Genomic DNA, 18,047 nt, shown 5'->3' on the forward strand with positions numbered 1-18,047 from the left:
GTGGCAAGTTTTTTTGTCTTAAATAGCATTAAATCAATAAAAATGTAAGTTTTTACTTAGAAACTTTTGACAATACGGAAAGATTATTGGGAGGGTAAAAAATGAAAATTGAAATATGGTCGGATTATGTATGTCCGTTTTGTTATATTGGAAAAAGACGTCTAGAACAGGCATTGGATTTATTTGATCATAGAGAAAAAGTAGAGGTTGTTTTTCGGAGCTTTCAATTAAATCCTACCAGTCCGACGTATACAAATAAAGATATTCATACAGTCCTTGCTGAAAAATTTGGTGTAAGTTATGATCAAGCGAAAAAGATGAACGAACAAGTTGGGCGACAAGCTGAAGAAGTGGGATTAACATATCACTTTGATACGATGAAACCAACTAATACTTTAGATGCTCATCGAGTCTCTCATTATGCGAAAAGTCTAGGTAAGGACAAGGAATTGACAGAGAGATTGTTAAAAGCATATTTTACAGATTCGCTCCATATCGGTGATCATGAGACTCTTGCCTCCATAGCAGAAGAAATTGGTCTTGATCGAACAGAAGTAAAACAGTTACTTGAAAGTGATCAATACAAAAAAGAGGTGGACGCTGATCAGCAGGAAGCTAGCCGATTAGGAATTACAGGTGTTCCGTTCTTTGTATTTAATGAAAAATATGCTGTTCAAGGGGCACAACCGACAGAGGTATTTTCAGAAGTTTTACAGAAGGTATGGGAAGAAGAAAACGAAAAAATCAAGATTCAAATATTGCAATCTAATTCAAATAATAATGGCAATGAAAATTGTTCGGATGGTTCATGCAACATATAAAAATAAATGGGATAGAATTTTTCTAATCCCCTTTAAATTTTATTTGATGTGAGCAACATAAGAAAACTGTGTCAAAATCACGTACTTATAGTCATTAAAAAAAACCGGACATGTCCGGTTTTTTAGTCTTCATTGGAAAGTTTTAATACATCAAGTATTTTAAAGAACAGACTTAATACAATCGCAACAATCGTCGCTAGTCCCATTCCTTTTAAAGCTACAGAACCAATCGTAATGGAAGCACCGCTAAGTCCGATGACAAATACGATACATGTTAAGATTAAATTTTTAGATTTGCTGTAATCTACTTTTGACTCTACTAGCATTCGAATACCGCTTGCCCCGATAATTCCAAACAAGAGTAGCGATATACCGCCCATTACCGGACTAGGAATGGAAGATATTAAGGCTGCTAACTTACCGCAGAATGATAAGAATATAGCAATAACTGCTGCACCACCAATTACCCAAATCGAGTAAACGCGTGTAATGGCTAAAACTCCAATATTTTCTCCATACGTGGTATTTGGTGTTGATCCAAAGAAACTTGATAAGATTGTGGAAAATCCGTTACCCATTAAGGATCTATCCAAGCCAGGGTCTTTAACTAAATCTTTATTGACAATATTACCTGTAACAACTAAATGCCCGATATGTTCAGGAATTAAAACTAATGCAGCTGGCAGAATCGTTAATATGGCTGAAAAATCAAGTTTCATAGAGTAGAAAGTTGGCAATTGAATCCAAGCCGCTTCTTTCACTGTAGACAAATCAACCATTCCATATCCCCAAGCGATTAAATATCCTCCAATGATTCCTAAAAGAATAGGGATAATTTTCAAAAATCCTCTTAATGTCACCCAGCAGATGATCGTAATGGCTAAAGTAAGCAATGAGACAGTTACTACTTTTGAATCAATAGACCAATTTTCAGTACCGGCTGGGGCGATTAACCCTGCCATTTCAGCAGCTACTGGAACTAACTCTAAACCGATTAACGCTACAATAGCTCCCATAGCAGCAGGAGGAAAGATAACATCCACCCAAGAGGTACCTGCAATTTTTACGAGGAAGCCGACAAGTACTAGCACAATACCTACAACTAAAAATCCACCTAATGCATAGTTATAACCGGTACCCCCTGAGTATGCACCAAGGACGGCAAATACCGGAGATAAAAATGCGAAGCTAGAACCTAAGTATGCAGGTATTTTTCCTTTGGTGATAAAAATATAAAGCAATGTACCTATCCCGTTTAATAAGAGAATGGTAGCAGGATCGACTTCAAATAAGATTGGTACTAGTACAGTTGAACCGAACATAGCGAATAAGTGTTGTAAACTTAAAGGTAAACTTTTTAATATAGGTAGTCGTTCGTCCACTTGAATTTCTCGCTGTGCCATTGTTATTCCCCCTCAAATAAAATCATAAAAAAAGCACCTTGCCTATAAGTTGGCAAGGTGCTATATATTTTAAAATAGTAAATTCCTATTTTTACAAATATATATACATGTACAGAATTCATCCAATGAAATGAACTCCGCCCAAACCTTGCCAGCCTCACAGGACTGTTTTTAAAGGTTTACACTCATATGATTGATTTGTTTGTCATAGTTATTTTCACAGTTTCATCGGAGAATGTCAATGATTTTTTTTAATATTTTTGTTCGAATAATTTGGTAATTTCAATGATTACGTTCGTTGCTTTAATCATATTTTCTACAGAAATATATTCATATTTTCCGTGGAAATTTTCACCGCCAGTAAAAATATTTGGAGTAGGCAATCCCATATAGGAAAGCTGGGAACCGTCTGTACCTCCACGAATCGGTTTAATGATCGGCTCAATGTCAAGGTTTTTCATAGCTTCATATGCGATATCGACCACTTCTTTTACCGGCTCAATTTTTTCGCGCATATTATAATATTGGTCACCCATATCTAATTGAACTGCTTGTTCGCCGTATTTTTCTTTTAATTGAGCAACAATTTGTTTGATTTTATCTTTCTTTTCTTCAAATAACTGACGATCGAAATCACGAATAATGTAGTATAGATTGGTTGTTTCTACATCACCATGAAAAGAAAGAAGATGATAGAAACCATCGTAACCCTCTGTAAATTCAGGTGCTTGTTCAGAAGGTAGTTGTTGATGAAACTCCATCGCCATTTTTGCTGAGTGTATCATTTTTCCTTTAGCGGTACCAGGGTGCACGTTCGATCCTTTGAAGGTTAACTTTGCATATGCTGCATTAAAACTTTCGTATTGGAGTTCTCCTAGTGGACCTCCATCTACTGTATATGCATAGTTAGCATTAAAAGCTTTTACATCAAATTTATGAGGACCTCTTCCGATCTCTTCATCGGGAGTAAATCCGACTCGAATTTTTCCATGTTTAATTTCTGGATGACGAATAAGATAATGCATAGCTGTCATGATTTCTGCGATTCCAGCTTTGTTATCGGCACCAAGTAATGTTGTCCCATCCGTTGTTATCAATGTATGACCTTTGTAATTTAATAAATCTGGAAAATCGGACGGAGAAAGGATAACCCCTAATTCTTTATTTAAAACAATATTTCCGCCGTCATAGTTTTCTACCAATTGAGGTTTTACATTTTTACCAGTAAAATCTGTCGCAGTATCTAAATGGGCTAGAAATCCAATGGTAGGAACATCTTTTTCCGTATTCGAAGGAAGTGTTGCAAATACATACCCGTTCTCATCCATGGATACTTCTTGCATTCCTATTTCTTTTAACTCTTCAACTAATAGTTTTCCAAGTTCTAATTGTCCTTTAGTAGATGGACAAGTTTCACTGTCTTCATTTGATTGCGTATCGATTTGGACATATGTTGTAAATCTTTTGATCATTTCCTCTTTCATGAATATACACTCCCTTTTATGTATTAAAAATATTTTAACATGATTTTCTTTCTTATATCATTTAAGGTAAATAAGAAAATTGAATTTTTTCGTTGTCAAAATGAATAGGATGAATCATAATCGATAAAGACGAAAGAAAAAAGAAAGGGGAGCTATTTGATGAAGTTGCGAGTGTCGGCAGTACAATATCATTTGCATAAGATCTCATCTTTTAATGATTTTGCTAAGCAGTGCGAACATTATATTAAAACAGCTCAAGAATTTGGTGCCGAATTTGTTTTGTTTCCGGAATTTTTTACAACTCAACTTTTATCTATAGGGGATCATAAAGGGAATGGACTTCCCATTACAGAGCTCCCGTCCTTTACAGAGCAATATTTATCTTTATTCCAATCGTTTGCCAAAGAAACGAATATGTACATTATTGGCGGTACCCATGTTATTGAAAAAGATGGTTATTTATTCAATGTTGCCCATCTTTTTCACCCGGACGGAAAAGTCGATCAACAAGCGAAATTGCATATTACTCCTACAGAGGTTCATGAATGGAACATGTCTAAAGGAGATCAATTGAATATATTTGAAACAAAAAAAGGAAAAATTGCCATTCTTACTTGTTATGACATCGAGTTTCCTGAAATTGTTCGAATGGCTAAAGCTAAAGGTGCAGATGTTATTTTCTGCCCATCATGTACGGATGACAGGCATGGTTTTCACCGCGTCCGTTATACAAGTCATGCAAGGGCAATAGAAAATCAAGTGTATGTCGTTTTAACTGGAACAGTAGGTTCCCTTCCGAACGTAGATTTTATGCGGGCAAACTTCGCACAAGCGGCCATTATTACTCCGAATGACATTCCTTTTCCGCCGAAAGGGATATTAGTAGAGGGAGAAATCAATAACGATATGATTGTTACGGCAGATTTAGATTTACAGTTATTATACGATGTAAGAGAAAAAGGTTCTGTCACGACTTGGAGAGATCGACGGACGGATTTATATCCAGATTGGAAATAAGTGAAACAAGAGTAGGTTATTTCTGAAAAAGAAAAGATGTAGGTTCAGATAATACCATTAAAAGAGGAAAATACCTATTTCGCTTTAGGTACTTTCCTCTTTCTGTCCTTTATGTGAAAAAACAAACAGTTTTTGTCCGAAATAATTCGTTATCGTATACAATCCTGATCCAAGTAATATAGCAAGGTCATGAACGGAGAGAATCGGTAATGCCGTAATATTCAAGAAGGAAAAAGCAATTTTTTTCCCAATGTTATATGAAACAAAATAACATATAAACATAACAAGGAAAAAAGGTACAATCGTTTTTTTTATACTTTTATCACTTTGAAAAGTGAAACTTCTATTCAATATAAAACTTACTAAGCCTCCGACAATATTTCCAAAGAATGTTGCGACCCAATAAGATAGATGAAAAATATAGAATAACAAAAAGATCATTGATAAACCGACAATCGTATTTATAATTCCTACCATTAAAAATCTTAAAAAAGGATATTTCATTTATTACCTCTTACCATTAATTGCTCCTTATTTCGTTTGTTTTCATTATTCAAACTAAGTATTGAATCTGAATATAAATCGATATCAATAGCGTATTTTGGTCTTCCTTTAACTTCTTCATAAATCTTTCCAATATACTCACCAATCACACCAATGCCTATGATTTGCAATCCTCCTAGGAGCCAAATTGAAATCATTAAGGACGTCCATCCTGAATTTGTATGTCCAAACCATTTTTGGTATAAGGCATAACTGCCGGCAATTCCTCCGATAAAAAATAGAAGAAATCCTATCATTGTTAAAAGACGAATTGGTGCTACACTGAAAGATGTAATACCATCAAAGGCGAAGGATAGCATTTTCTTTAATGGATATTTTGTTTCCCCTGCATGTCTTTCTTTACGTTCATAATAAACTTTTGTAGAACGGAACCCGATCATCGGAACAATTCCCCGTAAAAATAAATTAGCTTCCTTAAATCGACTTAATTCTTCTAATGCCCGTTTACTCATTAGTCGGTAATCCGCATGATTATAGACAAGATGAATCCCTAATTTATTCATGAGTTTATAAAAACCTTGAGCGGTTGTTCGCTTGAAAAACGTATCTTTTTTTCTAGAGCTACGAACTCCATAAACAATATCGTATCCTTCGATATATTTTTTTATGAATTCACGTATGACGGAAATATCATCTTGAAGATCAGCATCGATGGAAATTACGCAATCAGATTTTTCTTTTGCAATTTCCAGCCCAGCTAATAATGCTTTTTGATGGCCGACATTCCGAGCAAGTTTAATACCTTTCACATATTTATTATTGACACTTTCCATCGCAATGATGGACCATGTATCATCTTTACTGCCGTCATCTACGAATAATAGTTTACTTTCCTCTGAAATTAATTGTTCACCAATTAAATCATCAAGTACGGAAGAAAGCTGTTTCATTGTTTCATTTAGTACTTCCTCTTCGTTATAACATGGAACAACAACCGTTAATAAAGGTTTCGTGTAAATCATAAAAAATCCTCCTTGAAGTCTACTTCACTTCATATAAATAAATCTTCCAAGCTGAATCTGGGTGTTCGAACGCTTTTTTAAAGACTAAGTTATTTTCTTCATTATTTTGTATAGGCACTGCTGATAAGAAATAACGTCCACCGAGTTCTTTGAAAGCTTCCGTATTAAGTTCTAAATGTTGAATGACTTTTTTAGAATTCTTTTTATAGTCATATTTTTTCCCTAATTCATCAACGAATATATATAAACGTCCGCCCCAATCATCAAAATACTCTCTTAAAACTTTATTTTTTGCTAGCTCTTTTTCTATTATTTTCCGAAATGCATGTTTATATGTAAGCGGATATAAATTATTGTAAGTATCTACCGTATAAAATCCGTTGTATTGAGAAATAGCAGGATGAATACCGATACTCGCGACACGATAAGAATCTTGAGGAAGACCTATATATTCTTTAATATCTTCAAACTGTTCCTCCGCGAAAAATTCTTTAAATGATGGTGACGGATGTTCAATGCCATACCGATATTCTTCGTTATAAGGAAGTAGTACAAGTAGTTGGGCGACCAAAATAATAGGTACAATTTTTCTCCAAACCTTTCCAATCCTCCAAAGTAGGTAGCAAGCAAGAGCAAAGCTTACATAAATGACAATAGGTGAAAGGAAATGGAAACGGGAAAAATTAAATGTATTAAGCAATTCGCTTTTCTCTTTTAACGGTACCCAACCTTCATACCACCAAAAGGCATACCATAAGGACAATAAATAATTAAAAGAAAATAAGGAAATGTAAAGCTTTTCTAATCTGCCTTTCTGTTTTTGGAAAATGACTATAAGTAATACACCAATTAAAACAGGCATAATGACAATATCGTGAATGGTTAAATCATGTGTATGTCCAATAAAAAAGTTTTTAAAGGATAGTTGGATCGTTTCCATTAAATTATTTTTCGATAAATAAAATTCTGTTCGATGATTCGGTTCTTGTTCAACGATCATAGAATAAAAAAGTCTGTATTCGACTAGTACGAAGACAAATGTCATAAAAGCAATACTTCCAAGGAAAGGAAGATTCCATTTTTTCGTTTTAATGAGGTCGTATAGCCATAAAAACCCTATTGCTGCTAGGAAAAAGAAAAATCCTAAAACAAAACTTGAGTATAACGGCAATAACCCTAGTGTTAACCAGTTTTTCCACGAATAATCTTTTTTACGAATGTTTAAAAATGCCCATAATGCTAAAGGATGTCCTAATGTACTTAACATTCCTGACGGCCAAACCGGAGTAATAGCAAATAATAAAGCTACTCCGACACGAATCAATACTGCTTTTTCATTTTTAACGACATAGTTCTTTAGGAGAAGGTACATCCCTAAAAATGCAAAGACTCTAGTAATAAGCATACTAATCGCGTACGCTGTCATCGATGGGAAGAGTGCATGTAACCATACAATGCCTGTCCATTCAGAACCAAGGGCCTCCCTTGGTAATCCATTAATAATTTGCGGAATTGTAGACGTTAACCCACCGAACATTTCTCCACTATTAGCTAACACTTTATACCATGCTAAATTTGAGTCTAAATTATCGTGAACACGTATATGTGCATTCTCACCTAAAATAAATAAAGGGGATACGAATAGTAATATCCCAATTAGTCCACCAATAACGTAAATTCTTTCTTTATGCTGCTGATAAAATTCTTTCATTTTAAACCATCGCTTTCTTTTTGTTCTGTCAAAATATTAAACGTTAAAACGACTATTAACGTTTCATCATTTTTAAAAAATGTGAAGGAATGACAATTTTTTTAAAAAGTCCATGCCAGCTATTATACTCTTAAATTGTAAATTTTGGTATATATTTTTAAAAATAATTCATGAAAAAATCGGTTTGCTTCTATACAAACCGATTTTTATATAGCCTCATAAACATAGATCTTCCAAGCTGAATCTGGATGTTCAAAAACTTTTAAGAGTGACAACCTATTTTCTTCGGCATTTAATATCGGGACCGAAGAAAAAATAAATCTTCCTCCCATGTCTTTAAATGCATCCGTATTAAGTTCGAGGTTTTTAATCACTTTCTTAGAATGTTTACGAAAATCGTATTTTTTTCCTAATTCGGCTACAAAAATATAACAACGACTCCCCCACTCATCATAATAAGTTTTTAACTTTTTACTTTTTTCTAACTCATTTTCAATAATTTTTCGAAACTCATATTTATAGGAGAGAGGGTAAAAATTGTTATAAGTATCCAATGTATAAAATCCGTTATATTGCGCAATGGCAGGATGAAGACCGATACTTGCCACTTTGTACTGATGTTGAGGTAGACCGATAAAATTTTTGATTTCTTCAAATTGTTCCGTTGCATAAAATTGCTTAAAAGAAGGCTCTTTCAGAACTATTCCAAATAAAATCTCTTCATTAAAGGGAACAAGAACTAAAATTTGTGCAATAATAAATCCGATGACCACTTTTCTCCATTTGACATATTTCTTCCATAATATATATAAACCGAGTCCAAAACTAGTATAGATGATGAGTGGTCTTAAAAAATGAAACCGAGCAAAATTAAATGTATTTAATAAATCAATTTTTTCTTTCAAAGGAATCCAGAGATTATTAAACCAGAGGGCGTACCAAAGCGAGAGAATGTAATTAAGAATAAATAGAAAAATAAATAATTGATCTTCCTTTTGTTTTTTCTTTTTGGTTAATGATATGAGCAATACAAGGGTAAGGATTGGGAGTATAACGAACGTATGAATGGTTAACACATGATTATGACCTAGAACAAAATTTTTGAAAGATAATCGTAATGAACGTGCGAAATCGTGTCTCGAAGATATAAATTCTAATCGGTGTACAGGTTCATGAGAAAATAGCATAGAATAGACGAGTCGATATTCAACGAGCATAAATATGCTACACATGAAAAAAATACTGCCTAGGAAAGGAAGGTTCCAATCTTTTTTTACAATTAAGTCATAGAGCCAAAGCAAGCCAATGGCCACAATGAAAAAGAAAAAACCAAGTACGATACTTGAATAGAATGGGAGTAACCCTATAGTAAGCCAATTTTTCCATGAGTAATTTTTGGCTCGAATATTTAAAAACGCCCAAAGTGCTAACGGATGTCCTAATGTACTTAACATTCCCGATGGCCAAAATGGTGTTAATGCAAAAGCTAAAGAAACACCAATAGTAATTGGATAGGCTTTTCGATCTTTTATGATATGTGTTTTTAAAAGTAAGTACATTCCGATAAAAGCAAAAAATCTAGTGATGAATTGGCTCCAACTATAAGCAGTCATTGACGGAAGAAAGTAATGCAACAATACAATACCTGTCCATTCAGAGCCATAAGCATTACGAGAAAGTTGTCCACCAATGACCTGAGGAATTTTTGCATCTAAATTTCCAAATGTCTCCCCACTCTCTTTTAACACCTTATACCAAGCTATGTTTGAATCGAGATTGTCATGAACTCGGATGTGGGCATTTTCCCCTAAAATGAAAAGTGGAGAAATGAATAATACAATAGCTGCAATTGCTAAAAGAAATAAATAAGATTCTCTTTTGGATTGAAATTCCATTGCGGATCACCTATTTCCTAATTCAATAACTTATTATGAACCGAAACCTTTTGAATATGTATCATTTTCCAAAATAAAAAAGAATGCCCCCTCTTTTGGGAGCATTCTACGCTTTTACAATAATTCCATTGATGATGGCCCGTTCTAATTCGTGCGCTGGTAGTTTTGATTTCGTAAGGAACTCTTCGTAACTGAAGGGATTTTCACCTATTTCTTTCAAAAACGGATATAATTTCTCATTTTTTAAGTAGCGATACTCATAATCATTATAAATTCCATGTTTTGATATATAGCACCATGGAGCAAGTTTATATAACTGCGGGTGATTGTTATTACTAGAAGTGATGCCTCTATCAGAAATTTCTGCATGAGTTATGACACGTTCATAACCAGCCATATTTTCTTCGTAATTATAGTTTTTGTCAATAAAAGAATGAATCAAATCAATATTGATTTCTTCATTCATCGTTGATAAAACAGCTTGAACGGCATCTTCAATATCCCCGTAATCGACTTTTTTTACTGAGTAGCCTTCTGGAACAATCGTTCTTTGTGCCGCGACTTTTGAAACAACAACAGGAGTACCGCAAGCAATGGACTCGAGTTGAACGTATCCGAAGGCTTCAATCATATTCCCGATACAAAGAGTAACGTCTGCTAAAGAATAAATTTTCGGCATTTCTTCATTAGGAAGCCAATCGAAAAAAACTATAGAATCATGAATTTCTAATGCCTTTGCTTCCTCCATCACAGACTGATAAAAGTGTTTAGTTTGTTCAGACACTTTTTCATCAAAATGTTTTGGCATGAGAAGCTTAATGTTTCTTCCCTTGACTTCTTTTTTTAATCGTTTAACAACTTCAAAAGTCTCAAATATTCCTTTTACTCGCTCAGGTCGATGTGGAAATAATACAACAAAATCGTTTTCTTCGATCCCTAATTTTTCTCTCCAATGGCTACTTGTTGGTTTATAAAGTTCAAGGTTGATTCCATTTCTAACTATGGTCATTCGTTCAGAGATATTTGGTATGACGCGACCGACCGTACCTTTTATACATTCGTACATATATTCACATGATACAATGAGTTGATCTCGGTTCGTATGAAAGGCCGACATTTTTGCTTCTGGGTATACATAGTTTTTTAGAGAAGCGACCGTTGGGATATCCGTATGTAAATATCCGTAATCCATTTGCGAGTCATGCATATAAAAAACATCATGTTTTTTTGCATACTCCCGAATGATTTCATAGGAGTAAGCTAAATGATATGGATGTGTGTCGCTTGGGATTGGAAATGTCTCTTTAAATCGAAGGATAGGCAGAACTTCTACTCCTTCGCATAATTGATATGGCTCAAAATTATCTTGTCTACGATTCGTAAGAACAGTAACGGTATGCCCTTTTTTGGAAAAATAAAATAAAAGTTCTCTTAAATGTTTTTGAGATCCTCCAATCGATACATCTTTTAAAATGGATGCCATAGAAAATACTAAAATTTTCATAAAAAAACCCCTGTTTATAGTGTCATTTATGTTTAAGTTTATTATGAATCCAACATTATGTCACGGAAAATAGAAAACCTCTAATCAAAATGACTAGAGGAAAAGCTTATTTAGCTTCTTTATTCTTTATATAGATACCAACTAATAATAAAATAGAAGAGATAAAGGCTATATAGAGACCGGAACCTGCAAAGTTTCCTAATGGAGTGTTTACTAGCGAGTAAAAGTAAATCATCGCAACAATCGCAGCAATACCACATACCATCCCGGCAATTTTATGCATCGGCTTTTTTGCAAGAATTACATATAGAGGGTATGCAAACAATAATAGAACGAATATGCCATCTGTAGAAAAACCGATGGAAGAACCAAAAACAATGTCAACCCATGGTAAAAATAAAGATAGAAAAAATAAGGCTGAAGCAACAACGATTACAGCACCGCCTTGCCCCCACTTTTTAATCAAAAGATACCCTCCCTTTAATCCCTTTGTTAAAAAGATATGATAACAAAGCTATATTAGTAAAAAAGAGTGTTATCTCTATTCTATTCATTACTCCTAAAAACTAAAGAAGTAAATGATAACCATTTTATATGAATGCATTAGGGATCAAGAACATAATGGGAAATTTAATAACAATTATTTTTTCGTGAAAGGACTATGAATGAGGGAATAATGAAAAAGGAATAAGATGCAGACTGAGTGTGGTGATCATTGAATAAAGGGAGAAAATATGATAAAATAGCATAGCGACACACAAAATACCAAAAATAAAAATAATTACCCAATTTAATTTTAACAAAACTATTTTGTGTTGTCAACAGTTTTTATAAAATTGTGGGGTGTATATGATGAGTAATCCTACTCAAGAATGGATGAAGGAGCAACAAAGGGTAGATTTTGTTGTTAAGGAGATAGAAAAAAAGAAAATTGAACTAACGGAAAAATCAGGCGATCTCAAAGGGGATATTGTCGATTTTAGGAAAAATTTTTGGGAGGATGTAACGGTAAATGTTGATGAGCCGGACGATTTTGGTGAAACATTTACAAGTATCAAACAGCAGGTTGAACTATTAGCAGAGCGTGAACGTACACATTCACAAATGTCTAGGCAAATAAAAATTTTAGAGAGATTGAAAGACTCCCCTTATTTTGGTCGAATTGATTTTTTGGAAGACGGGGAAGAAAAAGCGGAAAAGATTTATATTGGTCTTTCTTCATTTATCAGTAAAGATAATCAATTTTTGATTTATGATTGGAGAGCTCCTGTTTCTAGTCTTTACTATGATTATGGTCCAGGGGAAGCAGAATATGATACACCTGGTGGAAAAATAAAGGGAGAGATGAAGCTTAAAAGGCAATTTGTTATTAAAAATAGTAAGATAGAAGGAATGTTTGAAACAGGTATTACGATCGGTGATGAAATTCTTCGAGAAGTACTCGGGAAAAATGCAAGCACACAGATGAAAAGTATTGTGTCAACGATTCAAAAAGAACAGAATCGAATCATTAGAAATGAAAAAAATCGAATTTTAGTTGTACAAGGGGTTGCTGGTAGCGGGAAAACTTCTGCTGCTTTGCAACGTGTCGCTTATCTATTATATCGATATAGAGGAAGTATTCGTTCTGATCAGATTATGCTTTTTTCTCCTAATCCATTATTCAATAGCTATGTATCTACTGTTCTGCCTGAACTTGGCGAAGAAAATATGAACCAAACGACGTTTCGGGAATTTTTATTGAATCGGCTTGGTTCACAATTTAATATAGAAGACTCTTTTGAACAAATTGAATATTTATTAAGCCAAGAAGAGTCAGCGGAATATCAGGCTAGATTGAATGGAATTCGCTTTAAGGCAAGTCTCCAATTTAAAACTTTATTAGAACGATATATACAATATTTAAGTCATCAAGGAATGAAATTTAAAGGGATTAAATTCCGTGGTACTACGATTATCTCCGCAAAAGAAATATATGAAAAATTTTATTCCTTTGATCAACATTTACCTATTCCAAATCGTATTCAAATGTTAAAAGATTGGATCAAAAGAATCGTAAAAAAATATGAGAGAGCAGAAAGGAAAAAAGAATGGGTCGAACGAGAAATTGAACTGTTGGATAAAGAAGAGTACTTACATGCATTTAAAAAGATTCAAAGAGACAATCGTTATACCGAGAATTCTTTTGATGATTATCAATCAGAAAAGAGAATCCTTTCACAATTGGTAGTGAAAAAAAGATTTCAAACATTATATAAAAAAATAAGCCAATTTCAATTTATCCATTTAAAAGCAATCTATAAAGAGCTTTTTTCTAACTTAACATTAGTAAGAAATTTATGTAAGGATGATATCCGTTTACCAGACAATTGGGAAACCATTTGCGACTTAACCGTCCAACAGCTACTTCGTTCGAATCTTCCTTACGAAGATGCAACGCCCATTCTATATTTAAAAGATTCAATGGAAGGGAGAAAACCAATCTCAGTTATACGTCACGTCTTTATTGATGAGGCACAAGATTATTCTCCTTTTCAATATGCTTATTTTAAACAATTATTTCCTAACAGTAAGTTTACGATATTAGGTGATATGAATCAGGCGATATACTCACATACCATTGAATCTCCTGCCCGTTCCATTAGGAGTGCTTTTGAAGGAGAAAGTATTGAGGAAATTACATTGACTCAAAGTTATCGATCTACGAAGCCTATCGTATTGTTTTCAAGAGAATTTCAGAAAAATGCCTCTCAAATTCTCCCTTTTGAAAGAGATGGTAAAGCGCCTGTCATTACACTTGTTGATGAGAAAAATTTGACGAAAACATTAATAGATAAAATTCAAATGCTAAAGGAAAGTAATCATAAGACAATTGCTATAATATGTCGTACATCTAAAGATTGTAAAATTGTTTATGATCGGCTCAAATATCACCTCTCTGTTCGGTTAATGGAAAAAGGCACAGTTATGTTTGAACCTGGTGTATTAATCATACCTGCCTATTTGGCAAAAGGTATTGAATTTGATGCGGTTGTCATTCATGATTGTTCGAAATATCAAATAGAAAATGATTTTGAGCGTAATATTTTTTACACAGCGTGTACAAGGGCAATGCATGAACTACATTTAATCCAAACAAAAAATGATACAAAACTATTTGATTCTATACCAAATGATTTATATATACTTGAAAACAAAACAAAAGCCGCTAAATAGCGGCTTTTGTTTAATTCGTTAAGTTAAGCAGTTTAGTTAATTTTTCTTGATCAAAACCGAGAACGACTTCTTTTTCGTTATCTTTCATGATGACAGTGACTGGTGTAGCAGAAGCGCCTAGATCAATAGCTTCTTGTAAATATTTTTGATTTTTTCTAATATCCCGTTCTTCAAAGGAAATGCCATTGTTTTTAAGCCATTCTTTTTCTGCTTGACAAGGTGAGCAAGTTTCTTGGGTATAAATAATTACTTTGTTCTCCAATTTCAACGCCCCTTTCCCTACTTACTATAAGTAATATGTAACTTTTAATCAATGTAAACGTCTAATCTAATGAAATTAATATGGGTATTTCATATTCTTTAATAATAATTAAATTATATAGAGAAAATAATATAATATAAAATATTCAGTAAATTAAGATAATTTTATATCTATTTAATATATTAATATATTTAAAATTTTATAATAGAAAAATTAAAAACTATTGAAATTAACAAAAAACTATGATTAAATGGGAATTGCTAGTAATTCCAAATTTTACATAGGAAAATAGGAGGAAGTCGTAATGAAGAAGTTCCTTTTAATGTTATTAGCGGCGTGTTTATTGATTTTTGCTGCTTGTAGCAATGAAAAAGCAAGTGAAGATAATAAAGAAGATAAAAAAGCAAAAGAAGAACAAGAATTAAAAGAAATTAGGGGAGAATTGTTAAGCTACCAAGCTGCATTAAACAAGTTGATTTATGCAGTTGATGGAAAATTTGCAAACTTACTAGATTCTGCAGAAAAAGAAGACTACACAGCAAAACAAGCAGTAGAAGAATTTAATAAGGCTGTTGATGAATTACCAATTCCAGAAAAACTGTCTGAGCAAAAAGAAGATATTCAAAAGGCTTTAGAGGATCTTAAAGCATTTATGAACAAAAAAGCGGAAATTATTGAGAGCGGCGGAAGCGATTTTGCCGATGCCCAACCTTTAAGAGAAGCATTCGTTGAGAAAATGACAGCTGTATTTAATAGTATCGAATTAGCAGTACCTGACTTTTCAAGCATTTTATAAAAAATATAAAAACTTACACCCCAATAGTTGAAAAGTGCAAGCTATTGGGGTGTATTTCTTTGTTTTTAAACTAAATGTTGGATTAAAGGACAATTTGATTGCAAAAATGCAACTTTTTTAATTTCTCTATTATTTGAATGGTTGACAGACGAAACGCGCAAAGGAAACGCAGCCTATCTCAATTTTTGAGATGGGCTAATTTTGTTTGAAACCATATTAAATTAACTATCATTGGCTCAAAAATTCATAGGGATGGAAGCATTTATTCTTCTAATAGTTTTCGCAAATCGGATAGTTCTTTTTCAATGTTTTCTAGCATTTGCTCTGCTTTTGAAGGATCGTGTCCTACAGATTCAAGCTTTTCGATATCTCCTTGAATTCTAATGTAATCCATCTTTAATTCTGCTATTTTTTGTTCAATCTCTGATTTTGACAATGATAACACCTCAAGAAATTTAGATTTTTTATCATTTTACATGGAATAGTTGCTAGAAATCAAATGAAAGGCTGCAGGTATTGACCTGCAGCCTTTTCTATTATTCTTCAATTGTTACGTTTCTAAGTAGGTACATTCCACTTGGATGAGTAGAGAATCCTTTAACATTTGTGCTTACACCAGTAATGTACTCAGTGTGTAATAAGTAAACCATTGGTGCAAGTTCTACAAGTTTTTCTTGAGCTTGTTTGTATAGAGCTTTACGTTTTGTATCGTCAGTTTCCTTACGAGCTTCTTCTAAAATTTTATCTAGTTCAGAATCTTTTAAGAATGTACGGTTACCAGGTTCTCCTACCATTGAAGAGTGGAATAATGGATACATTGCATAGTCAGCATCTGCAGTAGCAGTAGACCAACCTAAAATGAACATATTGTGTTTACCTGCAGCAGTATCTGCTAAGTAAGTACCCCATTCAATACTTTGAATTTCTACATCAATGTTTAAATCTCTTAATGCAGATTGTACATATTCAGCAATTTTTAAGCGTTCAGCATTACCTTCGTTTGTCCAGATAGTAGTTTTGAATCCATTTTCATAGCCTGCTTCTTTAAGAAGCTTTTTCGCTTCATCTAAATTGTATTCAAGTGGTTTTACAGACTCATCAAATCCATAAATATCTGGTGCTAGAGGTCCTACAGCAGGAACTCCTGTACCCTCATAAATACCTTCTAAAATTTGTTGTTTGTCAATTGCCATAGAAATAGCTTGACGAACTTTCACGTTATTAAATGGTTCTTTATCCAAATTGAAACCTAGGTAAGCTAAGCTTAAGCTTGTTTGACGTTGAATGTCAGCATTATCTAAGCTATCGATATGCTCCATATCACTTGGGCTGATGTTATCAGAAATATGGACTGTGCCAGTTTCTAATTCTGCGACACGAGTTAATGCTTCAGGAACAACTTTGAAAGTTACACTGTTAAGTTTTGCTGGTTCTCCCCAATAATTTTCGTTTTTCACAAGTTTGAGATGTTGGCCGGATTGCCATTCTTCAAGTTTAAATGGACCTGTACCGGAAGGGTTTTTACTAATATAACTTCCAGCTTGTTCGCCATTTTCCATTGCTTCATAGTCTTTGTCAATAGCTTCTTTACTGATGATAGATCCACCAGTATGCGCTAAATGAGCTAATAATGGAGCGAATGGATACTCTGTTTTAATTTGAACTTTATAAGTATCAACCGCTTTTACTTCAGTTACCATTTCATATAAGTGAGCTTTTGGAGATGCTACTTTTGGATCTTTAAGGCGATCAAAGTTTGCTACTACAACGTCTGCATTTAGTTCGCTTCCGTCATGGAATTTTACGCCTTCTTTTAATTTGAATTCCCAAGTTAAGTCATCGACTTGTTCCCAAGATTCTGCAAGAAGTGGTTTAATTTCAATATTTTCATCTTGGTAAACTAATGTTTCATAAATGTTGTATTGAACGTTACTAGACGGAACATCGTTGGATCCATGAGGATCTAAAGAAACAGCATCAGATGGCCATGCAATTGTTAAGTCGCCACCAGATTTAGCTTCATTGTTACCATCTTTCTTATCATCAGAAGATTTTTCTCCGCCTGAGCATGCTGCTAGAATCATAGATAATAGTAGCATGAAGGCAATGGATAGTAATGATTTTTTTGAATGCTTCATAAACATCCCCCTTTTAATTTTTTTGACTAAAAAGTCATATGTAGAAATATTTTAAAAATATTGGAGAAACTTTTTGGGAAAAATAAAATTTTCTTTAATATAACCCATAGAGAATAAATAAACAATATTGCAAATACAAAAACATGACTAAATATTCAGACATAGACAGACGTTTTTCTACATAATACAACATAATCATTGATAAATCAATGAGTAAATTTTTTGAAAATGTCGATTTTTGTTGAAAAAACTTTTTGCAAACTTCATAATTTAC

At 33.4% G+C, this 18,047-nt stretch carries 15 protein-coding genes; 4 read left to right on the forward strand and 11 right to left on the reverse strand.

All coding sequences use genetic code 11. The features are described 5' to 3' along the window. Nucleotides 1–101 precede the first annotated feature (101 nt). On the forward strand, nucleotides 102–821 hold the full coding sequence (locus AC3ASS_RS03915; protein WP_488282205.1) for a DsbA family oxidoreductase: 720 nt from the start codon (nucleotides 102–104) through the stop codon (nucleotides 819–821). Nucleotides 822–943: 122 nt separating this feature from the next. On the opposite strand, the gene uraA is transcribed toward AC3ASS_RS03915, so the two are convergent. Both uraA and pepT read right to left on the reverse strand, forming a co-directional pair. Beyond that, nucleotides 944–2,224, reverse strand: coding sequence for a uracil permease (gene uraA, locus AC3ASS_RS03920; protein ID WP_488282206.1), 1,281 nt, complete (start codon nucleotides 2,222–2,224; stop codon nucleotides 944–946). A 251-nt stretch (nucleotides 2,225–2,475) separates the two neighbouring features. Further along, entirely contained in the window at nucleotides 2,476–3,708 is a 1,233-nt protein-coding gene (gene pepT, locus AC3ASS_RS03925) for a peptidase T (protein WP_488282207.1), read from the reverse strand. A gap of 159 nt (nucleotides 3,709–3,867) precedes the next feature. Between pepT and AC3ASS_RS03930 the strand changes: the two genes are divergently transcribed. Continuing rightward, nucleotides 3,868–4,725, forward strand: coding sequence for a carbon-nitrogen hydrolase family protein (locus tag AC3ASS_RS03930; protein WP_488282208.1), 858 nt, complete (start codon nucleotides 3,868–3,870; stop codon nucleotides 4,723–4,725). A gap of 84 nt (nucleotides 4,726–4,809) precedes the next feature. On the opposite strand, the gene AC3ASS_RS03935 is transcribed toward AC3ASS_RS03930, so the two are convergent. From AC3ASS_RS03935 to AC3ASS_RS03960, 6 genes are all read right to left on the reverse strand, one after another. Next, the gene (locus AC3ASS_RS03935) at nucleotides 4,810–5,229 is read right to left on the reverse strand and encodes a GtrA family protein (protein WP_488282209.1); all 420 of its coding nucleotides are present in this window, start codon (nucleotides 5,227–5,229) and stop codon (nucleotides 4,810–4,812) included. Further along, on the reverse strand, nucleotides 5,226–6,251 hold the full coding sequence (locus AC3ASS_RS03940; RefSeq protein WP_488282210.1) for a glycosyltransferase family 2 protein: 1,026 nt from the start codon (nucleotides 6,249–6,251) through the stop codon (nucleotides 5,226–5,228). Before AC3ASS_RS03940 ends, AC3ASS_RS03935 begins: the two co-directional genes overlap by 4 nt. A 19-nt stretch (nucleotides 6,252–6,270) precedes the next feature. Continuing rightward, nucleotides 6,271–7,962 (reverse strand): DUF6044 family protein, encoded by a 1,692-nt coding sequence (locus tag AC3ASS_RS03945; RefSeq protein WP_488282211.1) that lies wholly within the window; start codon nucleotides 7,960–7,962, stop codon nucleotides 6,271–6,273. A gap of 206 nt (nucleotides 7,963–8,168) precedes the next feature. Then, the gene (locus tag AC3ASS_RS03950; protein WP_488282212.1) at nucleotides 8,169–9,857 is read right to left on the reverse strand and encodes a DUF6044 family protein; all 1,689 of its coding nucleotides are present in this window, start codon (nucleotides 9,855–9,857) and stop codon (nucleotides 8,169–8,171) included. A gap of 106 nt (nucleotides 9,858–9,963) precedes the next feature. Further along, nucleotides 9,964–11,361: a glycosyltransferase family 4 protein gene (locus AC3ASS_RS03955; protein WP_488282213.1), complete on the reverse strand. Its 1,398-nt coding sequence runs from the start codon at nucleotides 11,359–11,361 to the stop codon at nucleotides 9,964–9,966. Between the two features lie 106 nt (nucleotides 11,362–11,467). Next, the gene (locus AC3ASS_RS03960; RefSeq protein ID WP_488282214.1) at nucleotides 11,468–11,827 is read right to left on the reverse strand and encodes a hypothetical protein; all 360 of its coding nucleotides are present in this window, start codon (nucleotides 11,825–11,827) and stop codon (nucleotides 11,468–11,470) included. A 386-nt stretch (nucleotides 11,828–12,213) separates the two neighbouring features. Between AC3ASS_RS03960 and helD the strand changes: the two genes are divergently transcribed. Further along, nucleotides 12,214–14,577, forward strand: a complete 2,364-nt coding sequence (gene helD, locus AC3ASS_RS03965) for an RNA polymerase recycling motor HelD (RefSeq protein WP_488282215.1) — start codon at nucleotides 12,214–12,216, stop codon at nucleotides 14,575–14,577. Between the two features lie 10 nt (nucleotides 14,578–14,587). On the opposite strand, the gene AC3ASS_RS03970 is transcribed toward helD, so the two are convergent. Then, a complete protein-coding gene (locus tag AC3ASS_RS03970) occupies nucleotides 14,588–14,839 on the reverse strand; it encodes a glutaredoxin family protein (protein WP_488282216.1) in 252 nt (83 codons plus the stop codon). Between the two features lie 304 nt (nucleotides 14,840–15,143). On the opposite strand from AC3ASS_RS03970, the gene AC3ASS_RS03975 reads away from it, so the two are divergent. Further along, entirely contained in the window at nucleotides 15,144–15,635 is a 492-nt protein-coding gene (locus AC3ASS_RS03975; protein ID WP_488282217.1) for a hypothetical protein, read from the forward strand. A gap of 262 nt (nucleotides 15,636–15,897) precedes the next feature. On the opposite strand, the gene AC3ASS_RS03980 is transcribed toward AC3ASS_RS03975, so the two are convergent. Both AC3ASS_RS03980 and AC3ASS_RS03985 read right to left on the reverse strand, forming a co-directional pair. Further along, the gene (locus tag AC3ASS_RS03980) at nucleotides 15,898–16,071 is read right to left on the reverse strand and encodes an SE1832 family protein (RefSeq protein WP_488282218.1); all 174 of its coding nucleotides are present in this window, start codon (nucleotides 16,069–16,071) and stop codon (nucleotides 15,898–15,900) included. 100 nt (nucleotides 16,072–16,171) lie between these two features. Then, on the reverse strand, nucleotides 16,172–17,773 hold the full coding sequence (locus tag AC3ASS_RS03985) for a glutathione ABC transporter substrate-binding protein (protein WP_488282219.1): 1,602 nt from the start codon (nucleotides 17,771–17,773) through the stop codon (nucleotides 16,172–16,174). Nucleotides 17,774–18,047 lie beyond the last annotated feature (274 nt).

Source organism: Bacillus sp. JST-5 (genome assembly GCF_057747715.1).

Bases quoted from the DNA above. Each gene is read 5' to 3' on its own strand.
- AC3ASS_RS03945 (WP_488282211.1), bottom strand. From the start codon at position 7,962: ATGAAAGAATTTTATCAGCAGCATAAAGAAAGAATTTACGTTATTGGT.
- AC3ASS_RS03935 (WP_488282209.1), bottom strand. From the start codon at position 5,229: ATGAAATATCCTTTTTTAAGATTTTTAATGGTAGGAATTATAAATACG.
- uraA (WP_488282206.1), bottom strand. From the start codon at position 2,224: ATGGCACAGCGAGAAATTCAAGTGGACGAACGACTACCTATATTAAAA.
- AC3ASS_RS03940 (WP_488282210.1), bottom strand. From the start codon at position 6,251: ATGATTTACACGAAACCTTTATTAACGGTTGTTGTTCCATGTTATAAC.
- AC3ASS_RS03930 (WP_488282208.1), top strand. From the start codon at position 3,868: ATGAAGTTGCGAGTGTCGGCAGTACAATATCATTTGCATAAGATCTCA.
- AC3ASS_RS03950 (WP_488282212.1), bottom strand. From the start codon at position 9,857: ATGGAATTTCAATCCAAAAGAGAATCTTATTTATTTCTTTTAGCAATT.
- AC3ASS_RS03985 (WP_488282219.1), bottom strand. From the start codon at position 17,773: ATGAAGCATTCAAAAAAATCATTACTATCCATTGCCTTCATGCTACTA.
- helD (WP_488282215.1), top strand. From the start codon at position 12,214: ATGAGTAATCCTACTCAAGAATGGATGAAGGAGCAACAAAGGGTAGAT.
- AC3ASS_RS03955 (WP_488282213.1), bottom strand. From the start codon at position 11,361: ATGAAAATTTTAGTATTTTCTATGGCATCCATTTTAAAAGATGTATCG.
- AC3ASS_RS03915 (WP_488282205.1), top strand. From the start codon at position 102: ATGAAAATTGAAATATGGTCGGATTATGTATGTCCGTTTTGTTATATT.
- pepT (WP_488282207.1), bottom strand. From the start codon at position 3,708: ATGAAAGAGGAAATGATCAAAAGATTTACAACATATGTCCAAATCGAT.
- AC3ASS_RS03975 (WP_488282217.1), top strand. From the start codon at position 15,144: ATGAAGAAGTTCCTTTTAATGTTATTAGCGGCGTGTTTATTGATTTTT.